The organism is Streptomyces sp. NPDC008313 (assembly GCF_042956125.1).
In the GTDB taxonomy this organism is placed as follows: domain Bacteria; phylum Actinomycetota; class Actinomycetes; order Streptomycetales; family Streptomycetaceae; genus Streptomyces.
Genome location: NZ_JBIBFR010000012.1, coordinates 172,998 through 192,860, shown reverse-complemented (window position 1 = coordinate 192,860; position 19,863 = coordinate 172,998). Strand labels below are relative to the sequence as shown.

At 72.0% G+C, this 19,863-nt stretch carries 16 protein-coding genes; 8 read left to right on the top strand and 8 right to left on the bottom strand.

Annotated elements, in window-relative coordinates; translation table 11 throughout:
* Window positions 1-174: 174 nt before the first annotated feature.
* The gene (locus ACFY93_RS18360) at window positions 175-345 is read right to left on the bottom strand and encodes a helix-turn-helix domain-containing protein (RefSeq protein WP_391359933.1); all 171 of its coding nucleotides are present in this window, start codon (window positions 343-345) and stop codon (window positions 175-177) included.
* Window positions 346-1,012: 667 nt separating this feature from the next.
* On the opposite strand from ACFY93_RS18360, the gene panD reads away from it, so the two are divergent.
* From panD to ACFY93_RS18345, 3 genes are read left to right on the top strand one after another with little or no spacing between them, the layout of a single operon-like run.
* Window positions 1,013-1,432 carry an aspartate 1-decarboxylase gene (gene panD, locus ACFY93_RS18355; RefSeq protein WP_391359791.1) on the top strand — a complete coding sequence of 140 codons (420 nt, stop codon included), beginning with the start codon at window positions 1,013-1,015 and terminating at the stop codon, window positions 1,430-1,432.
* Window positions 1,433-1,469: 37 nt separating this feature from the next.
* A complete protein-coding gene (locus ACFY93_RS18350) occupies window positions 1,470-1,814 on the top strand; it encodes an N-acetyltransferase (protein WP_391359789.1) in 345 nt (114 codons plus the stop codon).
* A 23-nt stretch (window positions 1,815-1,837) separates the two neighbouring features.
* Window positions 1,838-2,491, top strand: coding sequence for an aspartate/glutamate racemase family protein (locus tag ACFY93_RS18345; RefSeq protein ID WP_391359931.1), 654 nt, complete (start codon window positions 1,838-1,840; stop codon window positions 2,489-2,491).
* 692 nt (window positions 2,492-3,183) lie between these two features.
* On the opposite strand, the gene gndA is transcribed toward ACFY93_RS18345, so the two are convergent.
* Window positions 3,184-4,623: an NADP-dependent phosphogluconate dehydrogenase gene (gene gndA, locus ACFY93_RS18340; RefSeq protein WP_391359787.1), complete on the bottom strand. Its 1,440-nt coding sequence runs from the start codon at window positions 4,621-4,623 to the stop codon at window positions 3,184-3,186.
* Window positions 4,624-4,923: 300 nt separating this feature from the next.
* Here gndA and ACFY93_RS18335 point away from each other — a divergent pair, with 300 nt between their 5' ends.
* Window positions 4,924-6,129: a transglycosylase family protein gene (locus ACFY93_RS18335; protein ID WP_391359785.1), complete on the top strand. Its 1,206-nt coding sequence runs from the start codon at window positions 4,924-4,926 to the stop codon at window positions 6,127-6,129.
* Here the strand turns inward: ACFY93_RS18335 and ACFY93_RS18330 are convergent.
* Complete coding sequence (locus ACFY93_RS18330; protein ID WP_391359783.1) at window positions 6,119-7,399, bottom strand: DMT family transporter; 1,281 nt, start codon at window positions 7,397-7,399, stop codon at window positions 6,119-6,121. The genes ACFY93_RS18335 and ACFY93_RS18330 overlap by 11 nt on opposite strands.
* Before the next feature lie 220 nt (window positions 7,400-7,619).
* Between ACFY93_RS18330 and ACFY93_RS18325 the strand changes: the two genes are divergently transcribed.
* The 3 genes from ACFY93_RS18325 (at window position 7,620) to glgC (ending at window position 10,978) form a co-directional block, all read left to right on the top strand.
* Window positions 7,620-8,417, top strand: coding sequence for a (2Fe-2S)-binding protein (locus ACFY93_RS18325; protein WP_391359928.1), 798 nt, complete (start codon window positions 7,620-7,622; stop codon window positions 8,415-8,417).
* 78 nt (window positions 8,418-8,495) lie between these two features.
* Window positions 8,496-9,674, top strand: a complete 1,179-nt coding sequence (glgA, locus tag ACFY93_RS18320) for a glycogen synthase (RefSeq protein ID WP_391359781.1) — start codon at window positions 8,496-8,498, stop codon at window positions 9,672-9,674.
* Window positions 9,675-9,760: 86 nt separating this feature from the next.
* Complete coding sequence (gene glgC, locus ACFY93_RS18315; protein ID WP_391359779.1) at window positions 9,761-10,978, top strand: glucose-1-phosphate adenylyltransferase; 1,218 nt, start codon at window positions 9,761-9,763, stop codon at window positions 10,976-10,978.
* Between the two features lie 82 nt (window positions 10,979-11,060).
* Here the strand turns inward: glgC and ACFY93_RS18310 are convergent, their stop codons facing one another.
* The 5 genes from ACFY93_RS18310 to ACFY93_RS18290 all read right to left on the bottom strand — a co-directional run bounded on the left by ACFY93_RS18310 (window position 11,061) and on the right by ACFY93_RS18290 (window position 16,945).
* The gene (locus ACFY93_RS18310; protein ID WP_391359927.1) at window positions 11,061-12,044 is read right to left on the bottom strand and encodes an ABC transporter permease; all 984 of its coding nucleotides are present in this window, start codon (window positions 12,042-12,044) and stop codon (window positions 11,061-11,063) included.
* 44 nt (window positions 12,045-12,088) lie between these two features.
* The gene (locus tag ACFY93_RS18305) at window positions 12,089-13,051 is read right to left on the bottom strand and encodes an ABC transporter permease (RefSeq protein ID WP_391359777.1); all 963 of its coding nucleotides are present in this window, start codon (window positions 13,049-13,051) and stop codon (window positions 12,089-12,091) included.
* Window positions 13,048-14,583 carry an ATP-binding cassette domain-containing protein gene (locus ACFY93_RS18300; protein WP_391359775.1) on the bottom strand — a complete coding sequence of 512 codons (1,536 nt, stop codon included), beginning with the start codon at window positions 14,581-14,583 and terminating at the stop codon, window positions 13,048-13,050. Before ACFY93_RS18300 ends, ACFY93_RS18305 begins: the two co-directional genes overlap by 4 nt.
* Before the next feature lies 1 nt (window position 14,584).
* Entirely contained in the window at window positions 14,585-15,685 is a 1,101-nt protein-coding gene (locus tag ACFY93_RS18295; RefSeq protein WP_391359771.1) for a substrate-binding domain-containing protein, read from the bottom strand.
* Between the two features lie 246 nt (window positions 15,686-15,931).
* Window positions 15,932-16,945 carry a substrate-binding domain-containing protein gene (locus ACFY93_RS18290; protein ID WP_391359770.1) on the bottom strand — a complete coding sequence of 338 codons (1,014 nt, stop codon included), beginning with the start codon at window positions 16,943-16,945 and terminating at the stop codon, window positions 15,932-15,934.
* A gap of 167 nt (window positions 16,946-17,112) precedes the next feature.
* On the opposite strand from ACFY93_RS18290, the gene ACFY93_RS18285 reads away from it, so the two are divergent.
* Complete coding sequence (locus ACFY93_RS18285) at window positions 17,113-19,728, top strand: PA14 domain-containing protein (protein ID WP_391359768.1); 2,616 nt, start codon at window positions 17,113-17,115, stop codon at window positions 19,726-19,728.
* The last annotated feature ends 135 nt before the right edge of the window (window positions 19,729-19,863 follow it).

The following is a 19,863-nucleotide window of genomic DNA, read 5'->3' as shown; positions in this document are numbered from 1 at the left end:
CTAATCGGGCAAGAGGTCAGCCTGAGGTGCTTTCGTCCTGATCAGGACACCGAGCAACGCGATGTAAGCCGAAACCGGCCGTGAGGAAGTCGGGGCACCCTGATCTCCAGCAGCCGCTGTGTCGACGACTGCTGGGTGTCTGTGAGTCCGGGGCGGGCAAGATACTGCCCGCTTCTAATGGATCTTCTGCTGCTCCAGCCACTTGAAGACCTCGGCCTTCTTGTACAGGACCTTGGCGTTCCTGCCTCGGCCGAGCTTGTAGCCCTTCAAGCCCAGTTTCGATGCCTCCCTATAGACCCAGCTCGTGGACATATTGAGCATCGCAGCGACCTCATAGGTGTCCATAAGAACGGGCTCGACGCTACGGCGCCTGCGCGACGAGTCGATATCGGTGCGGGTCTGGTCGGGGTGCGACTGCGGTTCCACGGGCAAGATGCTCCTTGAGGCTGGCCTGAGCCTGATCGCTGCAGCGGCTCGCGCTCTGTTCTGGCCGAATTCCAAACGTCCTTGACACCCGCCTTGTGCCACCGCCAAGAGTCACAGGACGAGCCACAGCCATGGTCGTGAGAATCGCCGGTTTGGCTAACCGGCGATCCGCCGCTATGTTGCCCCGCTGCTTCGGCCACTCAGATTCATGGAACTGGGGGCGCCTCCTTCTTTGAGGCGGGAAACGAGGGGCCTGGGCCAGTTGCCCCATGGCGGCGCGTGGTCCGACTTCCGGTCGAGCGCCTTCGCTCCTGCCTACCGTCCAGACCGTCCGCGTGACGGTGATCACGGACGTCCTACGGGGGGTGCTGCGTAGGCTTGGGCCGTCGCCACGGTGGGGTCCGCGAGAGTGGGCGAAGCCCTCCCCCGGTCGCCTGACGAGGCGTCAGAAAAGTCAGCAAGTGGTCAGCATGAGTCCTGAAAAACCTGGGGACAGCTGCCCGAACATGCGACTCGTTGTAGGGTGTCGAAACAGCCCTTGACCTGCAAAAACGCAGGCAGGGAGCCTACTTGTGGGAGTACCCCGATGTTGCGTACTATGTTCAAGTCCAAGATCCACCGTGCCACCGTCACCCAGGCCGACCTGCACTATGTCGGCTCCGTCACCATCGACGCCGATCTGCTCGACGCAGCCGACCTGCTGCCCGGTGAGCTGGTCCACATCGTGGACATCACCAATGGGGCCCGGCTGGAGACGTACGTCATCGAGGGCGAGCGCGGCTCCGGGGTCGTCGGGATCAACGGGGCGGCGGCGCATCTGGTGCACCCCGGTGACCTGGTGATCATCATCAGTTACGCTCAGGTGTCCGACGCCGAGGCGAGGGCGCTGCGGCCGCGCGTCGTGCACGTGGACGCCGGCAACCGGATCGTCGCGCTGGGCGCCGACCCGTCCGAGCCGGTTCCCGGTTCGCACCAGGAGCGCAGCCCCCAGGCCGTCACGGCCTGAGGCGGACAGTACAGGCGGGGCCGGACGAGGGAGTGCCGTGAGCGACATCGACATCCGCGACGACCGGGCGAACGGCCGGCTGGAGGCGTCGGCCGGAGGCCACGTCGTCGGCCGTATCGAGTACTTCGTCCTCGACGCCCCCGCGCGCGCCCTCGTCCCCGTGCACACCGTGGTGGAGCCCGCGCACGAGGGGCAGGGCATCGCGGGCTCGCTCGCCCGTGAGCTGTACGCCGGCGCCGCCCGCGAGGACGCCGCGGTCGTGCCGCTCTGCCCGTACGTCGCGAAGTGGGCGGAGCGTCACCCCGACGAGGCCCCCGCGGCCGGTCCCCAGCTGTTCCGGGCCGCCACCGCGTGGCTGGACGCCCACCCCGGCCGCTTCTGATGGCGCCGCGGGACGCCCGCGGCGTGCTGGCCCTGCTGCACACCTCGCCCGCGCACGTCCCCGTCTTCGACGCGCTGCGCGACGAGGCCCACCCGGAGCTGGAGCTGCGGCACACCGTCGACGAGGACCTGCTGGTCCGGGCCCGCGCGGAAGGGCCCGACGCGGTGGCGGGGGAGGTGCGGGCCCTGCTGGCGGAGGCCGCCCGCGACGGAGCCGGGGCGGTGCTGTGCACCTGCTCGACCATCGGCGCCGTCGCGGAGAGCGTGGGCGCCGAAGTGCCCGTTCTGCGGGTGGACCGGCCGATGGCGGAAGCCGCGGTGGCCGTCGGCCCCCGTGTCGTCGTCCTCGCCACGGTGGAGAGCACCCTGGAGCCGACGGCCTCCCTCGTCCGGGATGAGGCCCGCCGCTCGGGCCGCGCCGTCGCCGTGCGCACGCTGCTCGCGGACGGCGCCTGGCCCCTCTTCGAGGCGGGCGACACGTCCGGCTACGTACGCGCGGTCGCCCGCGCGGCCGACACCGTCACCGCCGCCGACGCGGACGTGATCGTGCTCGCGCAGGCCTCCATGGCGTCCGCCCGGGACCTGACGACGACCCCCGTGCCGGTCCTGTCCAGCCCCCGCCCGGGACTCGCGGCGGGCGCCGGAGCGGTGTACGCGAACGCGGCGGGGCTCCGGTAGGCCAGGTCCACCTGGTCGCCTTCCGTAGCGCTACGGGGTGAGTGGGCGGGCGGCGCTCGGGTACGCGTGGGAGAAGTCCAGAGCCGACGTATCGGCCGGACCGTGCAGGATCGATCAGGACCGGTCCGAGCCGACGTCTCGACTGGCTGGAGGACACCATGACGCATCCGTACCCGGATCCCGTCCCGCCGGGCCCCACCCCGGGACCGGCACCCACCCCGGACCCCTTCCCTGACCCGGGGCCCGCACCGCAACCGGTCCCCGGCCCCGACCCGGGCCCCGATCCGGGCCCCGGTCCCGTGCCCGACCCCGGACCGGCGCCCGCACCGGGCCCGCGCCCCTCGCCGGCACCGTCCCCGTCGCCGATCCCGAAGCCTCCGGGACCCGACCCCGTACCGGAGCCCGAACCCCAGCCGGGCCCGATGAGGTAGGCGAGCCCGGCCCGGTCGGGTGGTCCACGGTCAGGTGAGTCCACCTGGTCAGGCAGGCCCCCGGTCGTCCGCGGACCCGACCGGCCGGCGGGCCCGCCCGGCCGGTCCGCCCCCTGCTCATAGCCGGTGGCCCGGCGCGGAGCACTCCGCGCCGGGCCACCGGCCGTTCGTCCGGGCCGTCACCCGCGCGCCGCGCCCGCCCGCACGGACGGTGGCGCACGGCCCGGTGTCGACGCCGGGCCGTGCCACCGCGCGCGCTCCCTACGCGTCCACCTCCGACCGGTCCCCGCCCCACAGCGTGTGGAACGAACCCTCGCGGTCCGTCCTGCGGTACGTGTGCGCCCCGAAGAAGTCGCGCTGCCCCTGGGTGAGCGCGGCGGGCAGGCGCTCGGCGCGTAGGGCGTCGTAGTACGCGAGGGCCGCGGCGAAGCCCGGGGCCGGGACGCCCTGGCGGGTGGCCGCGACCAGGACCTCGCGCCAGTCGTCCTGAGCCTCGGCGATCTCCCGCGCGAAGGTGTCGTCGGACAGCAGGCTCGGCAGGTCCGGCCGGGCGTCGTAGGCGGCGCGGATCCGGTCCAGGAAGGCCGCGCGGATGATGCAGCCGCCGCGCCAGATGGAGGCGACGGAACCGAGGTCGATGTCCCAGCCGTACTCGTCGCTGCCCGCGCTGATCTCGTGGAAGCCCTGGGTGTACGACACGATCTTCGACGCGTAGAGCGCCTGCTCGACCCGGTCGGCGAAGGCCGCAGCCCCGGCCTCGTCCAGCGCTGCCGCCTTCGGGCCCGCCAGCCCGCGCGAGGCCTCGCGCAGCGCGGCGTGCCCGGACAGCGAGCGGGCGAAGACCGCCTCCGCGATACCGGACACCGGGACGCCCAGGTCGAGGGCGATCTGCACCGTCCAGCGGCCCGTGCCCTTCTGCTCCGCCCGGTCCTGGACCACGTCGACGAACGGCTCGCCCGTCGCCGCGTCCACGTGCGACAGGACCTCGGCGGTGATCTCGATCAGATAGGAGTCGAGCCGCCCGGTGTTCCAGGTGCGGAAGATGTCCGCGATCCGCGCGGGCGAGTAGCCGGCCACGTCGCGCAGCAGCTGGTACGCCTCGCCGATCAGCTGCATGTCCGCGTACTCGATGCCGTTGTGCACCATCTTCACGAAGTGCCCGGCGCCGTCGGGCCCCACATGGGTCACACACGGCGCGCCGTCGGCGGCCTTCGCGGAGATCTTCTCCAGCATCGGGCCGAGGGACGCGTACGACTCGGCCGAGCCGCCGGGCATGATGCTCGGCCCGTTGAGCGCGCCCTCCTCGCCCCCGGAGATGCCGGTGCCGACGAAGTGGATGCCCTGTTCGCGCAGTTCGCGTTCGCGGCGGCGGCTGTCGGCGAAGTGCGCGTTGCCTCCGTCGATGATCATGTCGCCGGGCTCCAGGAGCGGGGCGAACTCCTGGATCACGGCGTCGGTCGGCTCGCCCGCCTTCACCATGATCACCAGGCGGCGGGGCCGTTCCAGCGCCGCCACGAACTCCTTCGCGGTCTCCGCGGGCACGAAGTCGCCCTCGTGCCCGAACTCCTCCACCAGCGCGTGCGTCCTGGACGCGGTGCGGTTGTGCAGCGCCACGGCGTAGCCGTTGCGCGCGAAGTTGCGGGCGAGATTGCGCCCCATGACCGCGAGACCCGTGACGCCGATCTGGGCTGAAGTGCTCATAAGGTTGGCTCCCAAGCTCCTGGTATCGGAAATGCCGGTGCTGCCCGTCAGTATCGCGCCGCCGCGGCCGCGGCCGGCCGATTCGCCGCCCGCGCGCCCGGCGTGCCGACGAGGAGTACGCGCGCGGGCCCCCGCCCGCCTCAGCGGATGCGCCGGAAAGCGCCCGCGCTCCGGCGCACGACCCGACGTGGGGTGATATCAGGTCACTTGAGGTGACCGCACGGCCGAATGCCGTCTTGTCATGGCCTGTTGGCGACGTTTACTTTTGCCGCTCCTGACGCATGTCGAGGAGGCTTCCTCATGGCCGTACGCGGCCGGCACCGCCGGTATCAGCCCAACAGGATCAACCGCGCCTCGCTCACCGTCACCGCCGGCGGAGCGGGGATGGCACTTCCGCTCATCGCACCCGGTGTCGCCCACGCGGCCGACGTGAGCACCTGGAACAAGGTCGCGGCCTGCGAGTCCAGCGGCAACTGGAGCATCAACACCGGCAACGGCTACTACGGCGGGCTGCAGTTCACCCAGTCCACCTGGGCGGCCTACGGCGGCAAGGTCTACGCGCAGCGTGCGGATCTGGCCACCCGGGACCAGCAGATCGCCGTCGCCGAGAAGGTGCTGAAGGGCCAGGGGCCCGGCGCCTGGCCGGTGTGCTCGGCCCGCGCGGGCCTCACCCGCGGCGGCGGCACCCCCGGCGTGCACCCCGACGCGCACCCCGCCCCGTCCTCACCGCGTCCGGCCGCGGCGTCGAAGCCCCGGCACACCGTCCGCGACGTACAACCGCAGACCACGCCCCAGTCCCGGGCCGGCAAGGCCGAGATGTACACCGTCGTCCGCGGGGACACGCTGTCCGGCATCGCGGACTCCCGGCAGGTCCAGGGCGGCTGGCGGGGCCTGTACGCCGCGAACCACGAGGCCGTGGGCGACGATCCGGACCTGATCCTGCCCGGCCAGCGGCTGAGCCTGCGCGGCCGGGCGGCACCGGCCGCGCCGGAGCGGGCGAAGGAGCGGAAGGCCGAGCCCGAGCACGAGAAGGCCGGGCGGAAGCAGGCGAAGCCCGAGAAGACCGGGCAGGACAAGGCGAAGAAGGCCTCCTCCTCGTCCCACGCGATGGTCGCCCCGGTGAGCGCCTCCACGGGGACGCAGTACCACGCGGCCGGTTCGTCCTGGTCTAAGGGGTACCACACGGGCGTCGACTTCCCGGTGGCCACCGGGACCTCGGTGAAGTCGGTCGCGGCCGGCCATGTCGTCAGCGCGGGCTGGGGCGGATCGTTCGGCTACGAGGTGGTCGTCCGGCACGCCGACGGCCGCTACACCCAGTACGGGCATCTGTCGGCGATCTCCGTGAAGTCCGGGCAGAGCGTGGTCGCCGGCCAGCGCATCGGCCGCTCCGGGTCGACGGGCAACAGCACGGGCCCGCATCTGCACTTCGAGGTGCGGACGGGGCCCGGCTTCGGCAGCGACGTCGATCCCGTCGCCTATCTGCGTGCGGGTGGCGTCAGGATCTGACGCGGGTGCGGTGGCGGTTCACGACGGGCATGCGCACGTACGGGCCGCCGGCGTAGAACCTCGGGAAGTGCGGCGGCGGCGCGTCGTCGTCCGGCGCCGCCGCTTCCCCCGCCTCCGTCCGCGCCGTGCTCCCGGCCGGGACGTCCGCACGGCGCGCGCACTCCGGCGACGGGATGCGCACCGCGGCCGGCGAGGCCGCCACCCTGAGAGGGGCCGCGCCCCGGCCGCCGGGCGCCTGCTGGGGGAGTGCCGCGAGCGCGAGCAGCTCCTCGACCGGATCGGGCCCGCTCACGGCACCGGCGCCGGCCGGCACCGCCGTCCCCGGCACGGCGTCCGCCACCGGCTCCGCGCCGCTCCGCGTACCGGCGGAGCACTCCACGTCCGCAGCCGAATCCGCCGGGGGCTCCGCGTCCCCGTCCGCCACGGCACGCGGAGACCGCGCGGAGTGGAGCCGCTCCGTGGTGAGGAGTATGAGTCCGCCCGCGGCGACCACACCGCAGCCCAGGGCGAGCAGCGTGCCCGTCGTCCCGTGCCGGAAGGTCTCGCCGAACATCGTGATGCCGACGGCCGCCGCCACGATCGGGTTCACGACCGTCAGCGTCGCCAGCGGCGCCGCGAGCCCGCCGCCCCGGTAGGACGCCTGCGACAGCAGCATCCCGGCCGTCGCGAAGACCGCGATCACCGCGAGGCTGGGCAGGGCGGCGAGGGAGACGCGGTCCGTCCAGTCCACCGCGACCGTCTTCGTGAACACCGACGACATGCCGAAGGCGACACCCGCGGCGACCGCGAGCAGCACGCTGCGCACGGCCGGATGACGGTGCGCCGCCCGGCCCGCGACCATCAGCGCGACCACGGCGGCGCCGGTGACCGCGGCGAGCATCAGCCTCTGGGCGTCGCCCAGCGACTGCGACGAGGACGTGCCGACCAGCGACAGCAGACCCGCGAGACCCACCGTCGCCATGATCGCCCCGCGCCAGGCGGTCTCCCCCGCCCTGCGGCCGACGAACAGCGCGGCCATCGGAAGCGCGAACACGATCGTGAGCGCGCCCAGCGGCTGCACCAGGCTGAGCGGCCCGCAGGCGAGCGCCACCACGTGCAGCAGCCCGCCCAGGCCGTTCAGTCCGACAGCGGCCCACCAGCCCGGCCGGCGCAGCGGCGCGTACGTCCCGTCCGGGGAGCTCACCGCGACGCGCTCCTGCACGATGGCCCCGCCCGCGTAGGCGACGGCGGACACCAGCGACAGGAGTACGGACAACGCAAGGGCGCTCATGAGTCGCTCCTCGGCGTGTGGCGGGGGCTTCGTGCCCGGCGCGTCGAACGGTCGGCTTCCATGGTTACTACGATGCCTCGCGAAAGCGTCCGCGTCGTCGTACCTGAGCACGCATTGAGTCATACTGCCGATGGAGTACGACGCGCCGTGCGTCCTCCCCAAGAGGGGTGACACCCCGTGCGGGCCCTGAGGGTCGGGCCCCCTAAGGGCCTTGGTACTACTGGTCCTCGTGCACCCGGATCCCCAGGCCCTCCCGCCGGACCTCGCCGCGCTCGACGCACCCGGCGGTCCCGGCGGCTTCTTCGTACTACGCACGGGCGGAGTGCCCAGCGGCCCGCCGTCCACCCTCGCACACGTCTACGCGGCACCCCGTGCCGGTTTCGGCCCGGCCCCCGGCCGGCCCGCGGATCCGCGGGTCCCCGACGGCGACCCCCTGGCCTTCCGCGTCCGCAAGGTCGCCGCGGCCCTGCGGGCCCCCGAGCCGAGGATCGCCGTGTCGGTCACCCACCAGGCACTCGCCGCCCGGCTGTGGTCCGTCGCGCTGGGTGCCGCCGCTCTGTACGGACGGCTGCCCGACCTCGGCCCCGGGTCGCTCCACTGGGACCCGGACGGCAGCGCCCCCGACGACCTGTGGCTGCCCGAGGTGCGCGCGCTGCCCGAGGGGACCGGCCTCGACGTCGTACGGGACGAGCACCTCGCTCCGCTGACGGCGGCGCTGCGCGCGCGGTACCGGATCTCCGCGCGTCTGCTGTGGGGCAACGCGGGCTCGGCGCTGGCGGGCGCCGTACGGCAGCTGGACCGCTGGGCACGCGCCGCCGGACGCCCGGACGTCGCCGGCCGGGCCCGCGCCCTCGCCGCGCCGCTGTTCGCCGGACCCGGCCTGGCCGGCACGCTCGATCCCGTCACCCTGCGCCGCCGCAGCTGCTGCCTCTACTACCGCCTGCCCGGCGGCGGCCTCTGCGGCGACTGCTGCCTCGACCGCCCGCCCCGGGCGGTGCGCGGGGACGGGCGCGGGTGAGCGGCGGACGGCGGTCTTCCCCCGGGCCCGCGTCTGGGTGACCATGAGGGGAGCCAGCCGCTACGACGGGGGGTCCGGGTGCGTGTGGGACTGCTGACGAGGGAGTACCCGCCGGACGTGTACGGCGGCGCGGGTGTCCATGTCGAGTTCCTGGCACGGGAGTTGCGGTCACTGACCGACCTGGACGTGCACTGCTGGGGTGAGGGGGGCGCCGGAGGGGTCGTCCGCCACCGCTCCTGGCCCTCGCTCGACGGCGCCAACGACGCGCTGCGCACCTTCTCCGTGGACCTCACAATGGCCGCCGCGCTCGAAGGCCGCGAACTCGTCCACTCGCACACCTGGTACGCGGGCCTCGCCGGCCACCTCGGCAAGCTCCTCCACGGCATCCCGCACGTGGTGACCGCCCACTCCCTGGAGCCGCTGCGGCCCTGGAAGGCCGAGCAGCTCGGCGGCGGGTACGCCCTGTCGAGCTGGGCGGAACGCATCGCCGTCGAGTCCGCCGACGCCGTGATCGCGGTGTCGGCGGCGATGCGCGAGGACATCCTCGGCTGCTATCCGTCGCTGGACCCGGCCCGCGTCCGCGTCATCCACAACGGCATCGACACACGGCTGTACCGCCCGGACCACGGCACCGACGTCCTCAGGCGCGTCGGCCTCGACCCCGGCCGCCCGTACGTCCTGTTCGTCGGCCGCGTCACCCGCCAGAAGGGCGTGCCCCACCTGCTGCGCGCGGTGCGGGACATCGACCCGGCGGCGCAGGTGGTCCTGTGCGCCGGAGCGCCCGACACCCCGGAGATCGACCGGGAGTTCCGCGACCTCTTCGACGAGCTGAGCACCGTACGCCGGGGCGTGCACTGGATCCCGCAGATGCTGCCCCGCGCCGACGTCGTCCAACTCCTCACCCACGCGGCCGTGTTCGTGTGCCCCTCGGTGTACGAGCCGCTCGGGATCGTCAACCTGGAGGCGATGGCCTGCGGCACGGCGGTGGTGGCCTCGCGGGTCGGCGGCATCCCCGAGGTCGTGGACGACGGCCGCACCGGACTGCTCGTCCCCGTCGAGGACGACTTCGAACAGCGGCTGGCCGCCGCCCTGGACTCGCTGGTCACCGACCCGGAGGCCGCCCGGCGCATGGGCGAGGCCGGACGGGAGCGGGCGGTACGGGAGTTCGGGTGGGACGCGGTGGCGCGGCGCACGGTCGGGCTGTACGAGGAGGTCCTCGAAGCGGGCGATGCGCGGCAGGCGGGGCAGCGGGGCTGAGCGGGTAGCCGGACAGCGAGCGAGTGGAGCGACGGCAGGGCGCGGTGGCCGTGGAGGCGTACGTACGGGCGTAGAGGGGCGGCGGTATGCGCGGTGGACCTTCGGTGCTGGGGATCGTACTGGCGGGCGGCGAGGGCAAACGGCTGATGCCGCTCACCGCGGACCGGGCCAAACCCGCGGTCGTCTTCGGCGGCACGTACCGCCTCGTCGACTTCGTGCTCTCCAACCTCGTCAACGGCGGCATCCTGCGCGTCTGCGTCCTGACGCAGTACAAGTCGCACTCACTGGACCGGCACGTCACCACGACCTGGCGGATGTCGAGCCTGCTCGGCAACTACGTGACCCCGGTCCCGGCGCAGCAGCGGCTGGGCCCGCGCTGGTACCTGGGCAGCGCGGACGCCATCCTGCAGTCGCTGAACCTGGTCCACGACGAACAGCCCGAGTACATCGCGGTGTTCGGCGCCGACCACGTCTACCGCATGGACCCGCGGCAGATGATCCGGCAGCACGTCGACAGCGGGGCCGGGGTGACCGTGGCGGGCATCCGGGTGCCGCGCTCCGAGTCACCGTCGTTCGGGGTGATCACACCGGGCTCCGACGGCCTGACCGTGGAGAACTTCCTGGAGAAGCCGGCCGATCCGCCGGGGCTGCCCGGTGACCCCGGCTGCGTCTTCGCGTCGATGGGCAACTACGTCTTCACCACCAAGGTGCTGGTGGAGGCGCTGCACCGGGACGCCGAGGACGAGAAGTCCGTGCACGACATGGGCGGCTCGGTCCTGCCGATGCTCACCGGCCGCGGCGAGGCGGCGCTCTACGACTTCGGGGCGAACCACGTGCCGGGGGAGACCAGCCGCGACCAGGGCTACTGGCGCGACGTCGGCACCCTCGACGCCTACTACGACGCGCACATGGACCTGATCGCCGAGCGGCCCGCGTTCAACCTGTACAACCGGCGCTGGCCGATCTACACCCACTCCGGACAGCTGTCGCCGGCGCGGTTCAACGCGGGCGGCATCACCAGTGAGTCGATCATCAGCGCGGGCTGCCTGATCCGCGGGCAGGTCACCCGGTCGGTGCTCTCACCCGGCGTCGTGGTCGACCCGGGCGCCGTCGTGCAGGGTTCGGTGCTGCACGACAACGTCCGCGTCGGCCGGGGCGCCGTGGTGCGCGGCGCGGTCCTCGACAAGAACGTCGAGGTGCCGCCGGGCGCGACGATCGGCGTCAATCCGGAGCGGGACGCGGAGCTGTACACGGTCTCCCGGGGCGGGGTGATCGCCCTCGGGAAGGGGCAGCGGGTGCCGTGACCGGCGGCCGGGGTGCCGGGACCGCGGCACACGCGCCCCGGCCCCCGTCGGCCGCCCCCGGCCCCCATGGGCGGCGTCCGCCTCACAGCACCCGTTGCCGGCGTCCCAGCCACGTCTGCGCGATGACCACGACCGCCAGGAAGGCGCCGCTGACGACCTGCTGGTAGGCCGAGTCGAGGGAGCCGATCTGGTTGATGACGTTCTGGATGACCTTCAGCAGCAGCACGCCGACCAGCGAGCCGCTGAGGAATCCGAAGCCGCCGGTGAGCAGGGTTCCGCCGATGACCACGGCGGAGATCGCCTCCAGCTCCATGCCCGAGCCGAGGATCGTCACCCCGGACACCAGCCAGGCCGCGTTGAGCGCCCCGGCGAGCCCGGCGCACAGCCCGGACAGGGTGTAGACGGAGATCTTCGTACGGGCGACCGGGGCGCCCATCAGCGCCGCCGCGTCCTCGTTGCCGCCGACCGCGTACACGTACTGTCCGAAGCGGGTGCGCCGCAGGACGACCGCGCCGACGACGAACAGCGCCACGGTGATGTAGACCGGCACGCCCACGCCCAGCAGCGTGCCCTGGCCGAGCGTCGCGAAGAACGAGTCCTTGTCCACCAGATACGTGGTGGAGCCCTCGTCGGTGACGGCGAGCAGCAGGCCCCGGGCGCCGAGCATCGCGGCGAGGGTGACGATGAACGGGGCGAGCCGGGACCGGGCGATCAGCAGGCCGTTGACCAGCCCGATCGCCCCGCACACGGCAAGCGGGAGGAGCAGCGCGACCACCGTGCCGTACCGCGACCCCCATGCGGCCAGCACCCCGCCGAGGGCGAACAGCGAGCCCACCGACAGGTCGATGCCGCCGGTCACGATCACGAAGGTCATCCCGAGCGCGACGACGGCGAGGAACGCCGAGGACAGCGCCATGTTCTCCAGGTTGTCGCCGGTCAGGAAGGTGTCGAAGCTCAGCGACGCGGCGGCCATGGCGATGACCAGGGTCACCAGGGCGCCGTGCTGCTGGGCGAGGGCGCTGAGCCGTTCGGAGCGGCTCGCGCCCGGCGGGTCCTCGTCGGACATCTGTTTGAGGGGGGGCGGGGCCTGCGCGTCGGTCACGTCGGCGGTCATCGCTTTCCTCGTTCCCGGGCAGCGTAGACGGCGAGGACGATCACCACGGCCTGGGCGATCTGGGTCCACGACGGCGGCAGATCATGCTTGATGAGCGTGGTGGTGAGCAGCTGGATCAGGACGGCGCCGGCGACCGTGCCGCCGATGCGGACCCGGCCGCCGCTCAGCGGCGTACCGCCGACGACGACGGCCGTGATCGCGGACAGTTCCATCAGGTTGCCGAGGGAGGTCGGGTCGCTGGCGGACAGGCGCGCGGTGGCGAGGACGCCCGCGATCGCGGCGAGGACACCGGCGCACACGTACACCAGGATCAGCACCCGCCGCACGGGCAGCCCGGCGAGCCTGGCCGCCGGGCGGCTGTCGCCGAGGGCGAGCAGCTGCCGGCCGAACGTGGTCCGGCGCACGACGAAGGCGACGACCAGCGAGAGAACCGCCGCGATCAGGACCAGGTAGGGGACGCCGAGGACGTCCCCGGAGCCGAGGCTCGCCATGGACGGGTCGTGCACGTCCTTCAGCTGGGGGAGCAGGACGAGTGCCAGCCCGCGCCCGGCGACCATCAGGGCGAGGGTGGCGACGATCGGCTGAACCCCGACGAACGCGATCAGCGCCCCGTTGGCGACGCCGACCACGGCGCCGCCCACCAGCGCCACCAGGACCGCGATCCACAGGCCGTAGCCGAGGTAGAGCGAGAGCAGCGAGGTGGACAGGGCCATCACCGAGCCCACCGACAGGTCGACGCCCTCGGTGCCGATGGCCAGGGCCATGCCGAGGGCCACGATCAGGACGGGGGAGACCTGGACGGCCTGGGTGCGGAAGTTCTCGGCGGACAGGAAGTGCGGGGTGAAGGCGATGTTCGCCAGGAGCAGGACCACGACGCCGATGTAGACGCCGTACTCCTGGAGCAGGCGCAGCAGGCGGTCGCGGTCCGCCGTCACCCGGCCCAGCGTCAGTTCGGTCATGCGGTGCCTCCGGTGGCGGCAGCGGTGGGTGCGGTCGGCGCCGTCGCGATGGCGCGCATCAGCCGGTCCTCGGTGACGGCGTCGCCGGTCAGTTCCTCGACGACCACGCCGTCCTTGAGGACGAGCACCCGGTCGCTGCCCTCGATCAGCTCCTCCGTGTCGGAGGAGATCAGCAGGACGCCGAGCCCGTCGTCGGCGAGCTCGTCGATGAGCTTCTGGACCTCTGCCTTGGCGCCGACGTCGATGCCCCGGGTGGGTTCGTCGAGCAGCAGGACTTTGGGCTGCATGGCCAGCCAGCGGGCCAGCAGTACCTTCTGCTGGTTGCCGCCGGAGAGTTCGCCGACCTTCTGGTGCGGTCCGGCGGCCTTGATGCGCAGCCGTTTCATGAAGGTGTCGACGATCCGGTCGACGCGTGCCTCGTCGACCAGACCGAAGCGGGACAGGCCCGGCAGCGCGGCGAGCGCGATGTTCTCGCGGACCGACAGACCCGGCACGATCCCCTCGGCCTTGCGGTCCTCGGGCAGCAGACTGATGCCCGCCCGGATCGCGGCGGGCGTGGAACCGGTGCGCACCGCCGCGCCGGCCACCACGACCCGCCCGGACTCCACCGGCAGCGCGCCGGCGATGGCCTTCGCGGTCTCGGTGCGGCCCGAGCCGAGCAGTCCGCCCAGGCCCACGACCTCACCGGGCCGCACCGACACGGACACGCCGTGCAGCTGGTGGGGCACCGTCAACCCGGTCGCGGTGAGGACCGGTTCGGCGTCCGTGTCGTGGCGGCCGCTGAACTCGGTCAGGCCCTCGTCCCGTACGTCGCCGATCTCGCGGCCGAGCATCAGCGAGACGAGCCGCAGCCGTTCGAGGTCGGCGATGGGGCCGGTGTGGACCACCTCGCCGTCGCGCAGCACGGTGACCGTGTCGCAGACCTCGTACAGCTCGTCGAGGCGGTGGCTGACGTAGATCACCGCGATGCCGCGTTCCCGCAGCATCCGGATCACACCGAACAGGGTGCGCACCTCGCGGGGTTCCAGGGACGAGGTCGGTTCGTCCATGAGGACGACCCGGGCATCGACGGAGACGGCCCGCGCGAGCGCGACCATCTGCTGGGCGCCGACGCCCAGTTCACGCAGCGGCCGGCTGACGTCGACATGGATGCCGAGCCCGCGCAGCGCCTCGTCGGCCCGCTGGTTCATCCGGCGGAAGTCGATCAGCCCCAGTCTGTTGCGGGGTTCCCGGCCGAGCAGGAGGTTGCGCGCCACGCTCATCAGCGGGACGAGGTTGACCTCCTGGTAGATGGTCGAGATCCCGGCGTGCTGTGCCTGCAGCGGGGTGGCGAAGCGGACGGGGGAGCCGTCGTACGCCAACTCGCCCTGGTCCGGCTGGTACACGCCCGTCAGCACCTTGATGAGTGTCGACTTGCCCGCGCCGTTCTCCCCGATGAGCGCGTGCACCTCACCGGCGCGGGCGGTGAAGTCCACGCCGGTGAGGGCCCTGACGCCCGGGAAGGTCTTGGACAGTCCCGTGACCGACAACATCTCAGAAGGCCTTGCCCAGGTCCGCCTTGGCGTTGGAGTCGGTGTACGCGCTGTCCTGGATGACGATGTCCTGCGCCACCTTGTCGCCCTTGGTGAAGCTGTCCAGGGTCTGGAAGGCGAGCGGTCCGAAGCGCGGGTTGGACTCGATGACGCCGCTGATCCAGCCGTCCACGATGCCCTGTACGGCGTTGCGGGTGCCGTCGATCGTCACGATCTTCACGGCGCCGGCCTTCTTTCCGGCACCCTTGAGGGCGTTGACGGCGCCGAGGCCCATCTCGTCGTTCTCGGCGTAGATCCCGGTGATGCCGGGCTTGGACTGGATCAGGTTCTCGGTGACCGACTGGCCCTTCTCGCGGGAGAACTCGCCGGTCTGCTTGAAGACGATCTTGAGGCCGGGCGCCTTCTCCTTGACGCGGTCCTCGAAGCCCTTGGTGCGCTCGGTGGTCACGTTGTTGCCGGCCGCGCCGAGCAGGATCGCGATGTCGCCCTTGCCGCCCGTGGCCTCGATCATCCGGTCCGCGGCGCGCTTGCCCTGCTCGACGAAGTCGGAGCCGATGAAGCTCACGTAGTCCTTGCAGGCGGTGGCGTTGATCTTGCGGTCGACGGTGACGATCGGGATGTGCTTCGCCGACGCGGAACGCAGGACGGGCTCCCAGCCGTCGGAGTTGAGCGGGGCGATCACCAGGAGGTCTGCGCCCTTGGCGATGAGGTCCTGGACGTCGCTGATCTGCTTGGAGAACTGGGACTGGGCGTTGGCGGTGAGCAGCTTGACGCCGCGCTTGCCGGCCTCGGCCTTGATGGAGGCGGTCTCCGCGATCCGGAAGGGGTTGGCCTCCTTCTCGGACTGCGAGAAACCGACGGTGGCGTTCTTCAGGTCGAGCTTCTCACCGCCGTACGCGCTGATGTCGCAGCTCGGTCCGGAGCCCGCGTCGGGCGAGGCGACGACCTGCCCGGAGTCGCCCGCGGCGGCGGAGCCCTTGTCGTTCTTGTTCCCGTCGTCCTCCGACTTGGCGCACCCGGAGACGAGCGCCAGGCTTGTGACCAGGCCGGTGGCGAGAAGGGTTCTGACGGAGGTGCGGCGAAGAAGTTCGGTCGGCTTCATGGAGTCCCCAAACGCGCGGCCCCGGCGCTGAGAGCGCTCCCGGGGAAAGTTCGGTACTTGCGGTCAACTCGGCGTGCACGTCGCTCAGGGGAGGTTTTTACATCGTTGGAAGGAACCTGTAAACCCTTCCGTCCGAAATCTCGAAGAGTCCCGTGCGCCCCCGCGCCCGCGACCGCGGTGAGTCCCGCGAGTCCTTCCCCCCGGCAAAACGGGAGGTCCCGCGGGCCCTTTCGCCCGGCGTACCCGTCACCGACGGCCCAGGGTGCTCTCCCGCTCCAGGAGCCGGAACTCCGCGGTCAGTTCGCGTCCGCCGGGCTCCGTGCGGCCCGACAGGCTGCGCAGCAGCGAGGCGACCGCCATCCGTGCGATGGCCTGCTTGTCCGGCGAGATCGTGGTGAGCGTGACCGCCCCGAAACGGCCCTCCTCCAGGTCGTCGAACCCGACCACCGCCACGTCCCAGGGCACCCTCAGGCCCCGCTCGTGCAGCACCCGCATCGCACCGATCGCGACCAGGTCGTTGTACGCGAACACCGCGTCCGGACGGACCCCGGAGTCGAGCAGTCCGGCCATCGCCCGCGCCCCCTCCTCGCGGTCCCAGCCGCCGACCGGCACCACGAGGCTGTCCGGCGCCGGCACGCCCGCCTCGGCCAGCTCCTCCCGCCAGCCCGAGAGCCGCAGATGGGCGGGCCGGTTCGCGGAGTCGGTGCGGGCGCCCAGGTAGGCGATCCGGGTGCGGCCCCGGCTCAGCAGATGGCGCACCGCGGCCCGCGCCGCCGCGACGTTGTCGATCGCGATGTGGTCGTAGGGCAGGTCGTACTCGCGCTCACCGAGCAGCACCAGCGGCACGTCGTCCGCACGGGTGCGCAGGTCCTCGGCCTCCAGCTCCAGCGGGCTGAGGATCAGGCCGTCGATCACGTTGGCCCGGAAGCCCTGGCTGACCAGCACCTCCTGCTCGCGGTCGCCGCGCGTGTGGTCGAGGAGCACCGTGAACTCGTGCTCGGCGGCCGCGTCGATCACGGCCCCGGCGAGCTCGGCGAAGTACGGGTTGCCGAGTTCGGGCACCGCGAGCGCGATGATGCCCGTACGGCCTTTGCGCAGGTGGCGGGCGGTGAGGTTGGGCCGGTAGCCCAGCTCGTCGATGGCCTCCTGGACGCGGGCCCGCATCGCCGGGGTGACGTGGGGATAGTTGTTCACGACGTTCGAAACCGTCTTGATCGAGACGCCCGCGCGTTCCGCGACGTCCTTCAGGCTGACCCGCAAGGGATCTCCTCCGCATCGGTGTGCAGCCCCCGGCCGTCACCGACCGAGGTGTTTGTCATGACCCTGGACAGCAGCCGATCGGCGTGCTGTGATGCCGACTGCCGTTCCTTCCAACGTTGTACAGACTCAAGCACCGAGCCGCCACCCTTCCTCAGCAAGGAGGATCCGTGCGCACCACACGACTCAGAAACCAACTGGCGCTCCTGTTCGCCGCCGCGATCGGCATCGCCGGACTCACCTCCCCGCCCGCCGCCACCGCCGCCCCGGCAGCCGCCGCCGGCAGCACCGAGGTGCACGGCCTGAAGGGCGAGTACTACACCCAGTCCGCACCCGGAGCCTTCGACTTCCACGAGCTCAAGGCCACCGGCTTCGACCCGAAGCTCGACTTCGACACCCTGGAGCCGCGCCTGGACTTCGCCACCGGGCAGGCCGACGACGTCAACGCCCGCTGGACCGGGCGGGTCGTGCCGGAGAAGACGGGCGCCCACACCTTCTCGATCACCGGCGACAACGGCTTCCGGCTGTGGGTCGACGGAAAGCTCACGATCGACCACTGGGTCGACGACTGGGACAGGGAGCAGACCTCCCAGCCCATCGACCTGACCGCGGGCAAGGCCTACGACATCAAGGTCGAGTACTTCGAGCACTTCGGCGGCTCCAACCTCCATCTGCGCTGGACCGAGCCCGGAGCGAGCAAGCAGGCGATCCCGCAGTCCGCCTTCCTGCTGCCGGACGGCTACACCTACGACGGCGCCGTCGCGACCACCGTACAAGCAGACGGACGCACCCTCCGGCTCGACTTCGCGCAGGAGCTGTCCGCACCCCCGGCCGGCCTCACCGACCACCTCGAAGCGGTGATCGGCGGCGCCGAATGGCCGCTCGCGGGTGCCGCGCTGGACCCCTCCGACCACAAGACGCTGCTCGTCGGCCTGAAGGAGCCCGTCGTCGGCAACAAGGCCGGTGACGCCCCCGGCACCGCCGACCTCCGCTACGACGGCGAGGGCGGGCTGACCGGAACGAACGGCAACGTTGTCAACGCCTTCTGGAGCAGCGGCGGCAACAAGTCGACGTACGAGCTCAGCACCAAGTGGGCCAAGGACGTCGGCCCCGGCAACGCGCTGCCCGAGTACCCGAGGCCGCAGCTGACCCGTGGCTCCTGGAAGAACCTCAACGGCCAGTGGCAGTTCGCCGCCGCCGGCGAGAGCGAGAAGCCGCCGGTGGGCAAGAAGCTCGACGAGAAGATCCTCGTGCCCTACGCGGTGGAGTCCCAGCTCTCCGGCGTCGAACGGCACGAGGACCGCATGTGGTACCGGCGCACCTTCACCGTCCCGGCCGGCTGGCGGGTCGGCCACGGGCAGCGCCTCCAGCTCAACTTCGGCGCCGTCGACTGGCAGTCCGAGGTGTACGTCAACGGCACGAAGGTCGCCGAGCACAAGGGCGGCTACGACAAGTTCAGCGCCGACGTCACCGACGCCCTCAAGCCCGGCCGCACCCAGGAGCTGATCGTCGGCGTCTACGACCCGACCGACGCGAGCAGCGGGGAGAACCCGCCGCTCGGCAAGCAGCGCCTCGACCCCAGCGGCATCTGGTACACCCCGTCCTCCGGCATCTGGCAGACGGTCTGGATGGAGCCCGTCGCCCGGGACCACGTCGACTCGCTCAAGCTGACGCCCGACGTCGACGACAGCCGGGTCACGATCGAGCCCCGGGGCGTGCGCGACGGCGTGCGGGTCACGGCGACGGCGTACGACGGCAAGCGCAGGGTCGGCACCGTCAGCGGCCGCACCGGAGCGCCGCTCACCCTGGACATCGCGAAGCCCCACCTGTGGTCGCCCGACGACCCGTTCCTGTACAAGCTGAAGGTGACGGTCGGCCACGACCGGGTCGGCAGCTACTTCGGGATGCGGTCCGTCTCCGTCGAGAAGGTGAACGGCACCCCGCGCACCCTCCTCAACGGCAAGCCGATCTTCATGATGGCCACCCTGGACCAGGGCTTCTGGCCGGACGGCCTGCACACCGCGCCGACCGACGAGGCCCTCGCCTACGACCTCGAGCTGCACAAGAGGCTCGGCTTCAACTCCGTCCGCAAGCACATCAAGGTCGAACCCGACCGCTGGTTCTACTGGGCGGACAAGCTGGGTCTCATGGTGTGGCAGGACATGCCCGCGATGACCGCCGGCGTCAACCCGGACGCCGCCTCCCGCGCCGAGTACGAGCGCGAGATGAAGCAGATGATCGACGAGCACGCCAGCAGCCCGTCGGTCGTCATGTGGGTCGTCTTCAACGAGGGCTGGGGCCAGTACGACATCGGCCGCGTCGCCGATCAGGCCAAGGCCTGGGACCCGACCCGGCTCGTCAACAACATGTCGGGCCTCAACCTCGGTGCCGACGGCGGAGCCGGCGACATCATGGACGAACACGGCTACCCGAGCCCGGCGCTGCCACCGCACCCCGACGGCAAGCGTGCCCTGGTCAGCGGCGAGTACGGCGGCCTCGGCCTCGGCGTGCCCGGTCACGCCTGGTCGGTGCAGCAGTCCTACGTGGACGTGGACCCGTCGGCGTACACGGACGACTACCTCACCAAGCTCGCCGAGGTGCACGCGCTCGCCTGCAAGGGCGGCAACGGCGCCGTCTACACCCAGATCTCGGATGTGGAGGGCGAGCTGAACGGCCTGGTGACCTACGACCGCGAGGTCGTCAAGCCGGACGTGAAGCGGCTCAAGGACGCCCATGACGCGCTGATCCACGACGCGTCGCAGGCGACCGTGGCCAACTGCTCCTGACGACGGGGCGTCCCGGGCGGGCACCGCTCGCCCGGGACGCCCGCGGGAGGCGCCCTCCACGGGGCGCCTCCCGCGGCGGCAGCTCAGAGGCAGCCCCCGGGCAGACCCTGCCCGGGGCCGCCTCCGGGCAGGCCG

Bases quoted from the DNA above. Each gene is read 5' to 3' on its own strand.
- ACFY93_RS18330 (WP_391359783.1), bottom strand. From the start codon at position 7,399: ATGAGCGCCCTTGCGTTGTCCGTACTCCTGTCGCTGGTGTCCGCCGTC.
- gndA (WP_391359787.1), bottom strand. From the start codon at position 4,623: ATGAGCACTTCAGCCCAGATCGGCGTCACGGGTCTCGCGGTCATGGGG.
- panD (WP_391359791.1), top strand. From the start codon at position 1,013: ATGTTGCGTACTATGTTCAAGTCCAAGATCCACCGTGCCACCGTCACC.
- ACFY93_RS18310 (WP_391359927.1), bottom strand. From the start codon at position 12,044: ATGTCCGACGAGGACCCGCCGGGCGCGAGCCGCTCCGAACGGCTCAGC.
- glgC (WP_391359779.1), top strand. From the start codon at position 9,761: ATGCGCGGTGGACCTTCGGTGCTGGGGATCGTACTGGCGGGCGGCGAG.
- ACFY93_RS18305 (WP_391359777.1), bottom strand. From the start codon at position 13,051: ATGACCGAACTGACGCTGGGCCGGGTGACGGCGGACCGCGACCGCCTG.
- ACFY93_RS18300 (WP_391359775.1), bottom strand. From the start codon at position 14,583: ATGTTGTCGGTCACGGGACTGTCCAAGACCTTCCCGGGCGTCAGGGCC.
- ACFY93_RS18360 (WP_391359933.1), bottom strand. From the start codon at position 345: ATGGACACCTATGAGGTCGCTGCGATGCTCAATATGTCCACGAGCTGG.
- ACFY93_RS18335 (WP_391359785.1), top strand. From the start codon at position 4,924: ATGGCCGTACGCGGCCGGCACCGCCGGTATCAGCCCAACAGGATCAAC.
- ACFY93_RS18295 (WP_391359771.1), bottom strand. From the start codon at position 15,685: ATGAAGCCGACCGAACTTCTTCGCCGCACCTCCGTCAGAACCCTTCTC.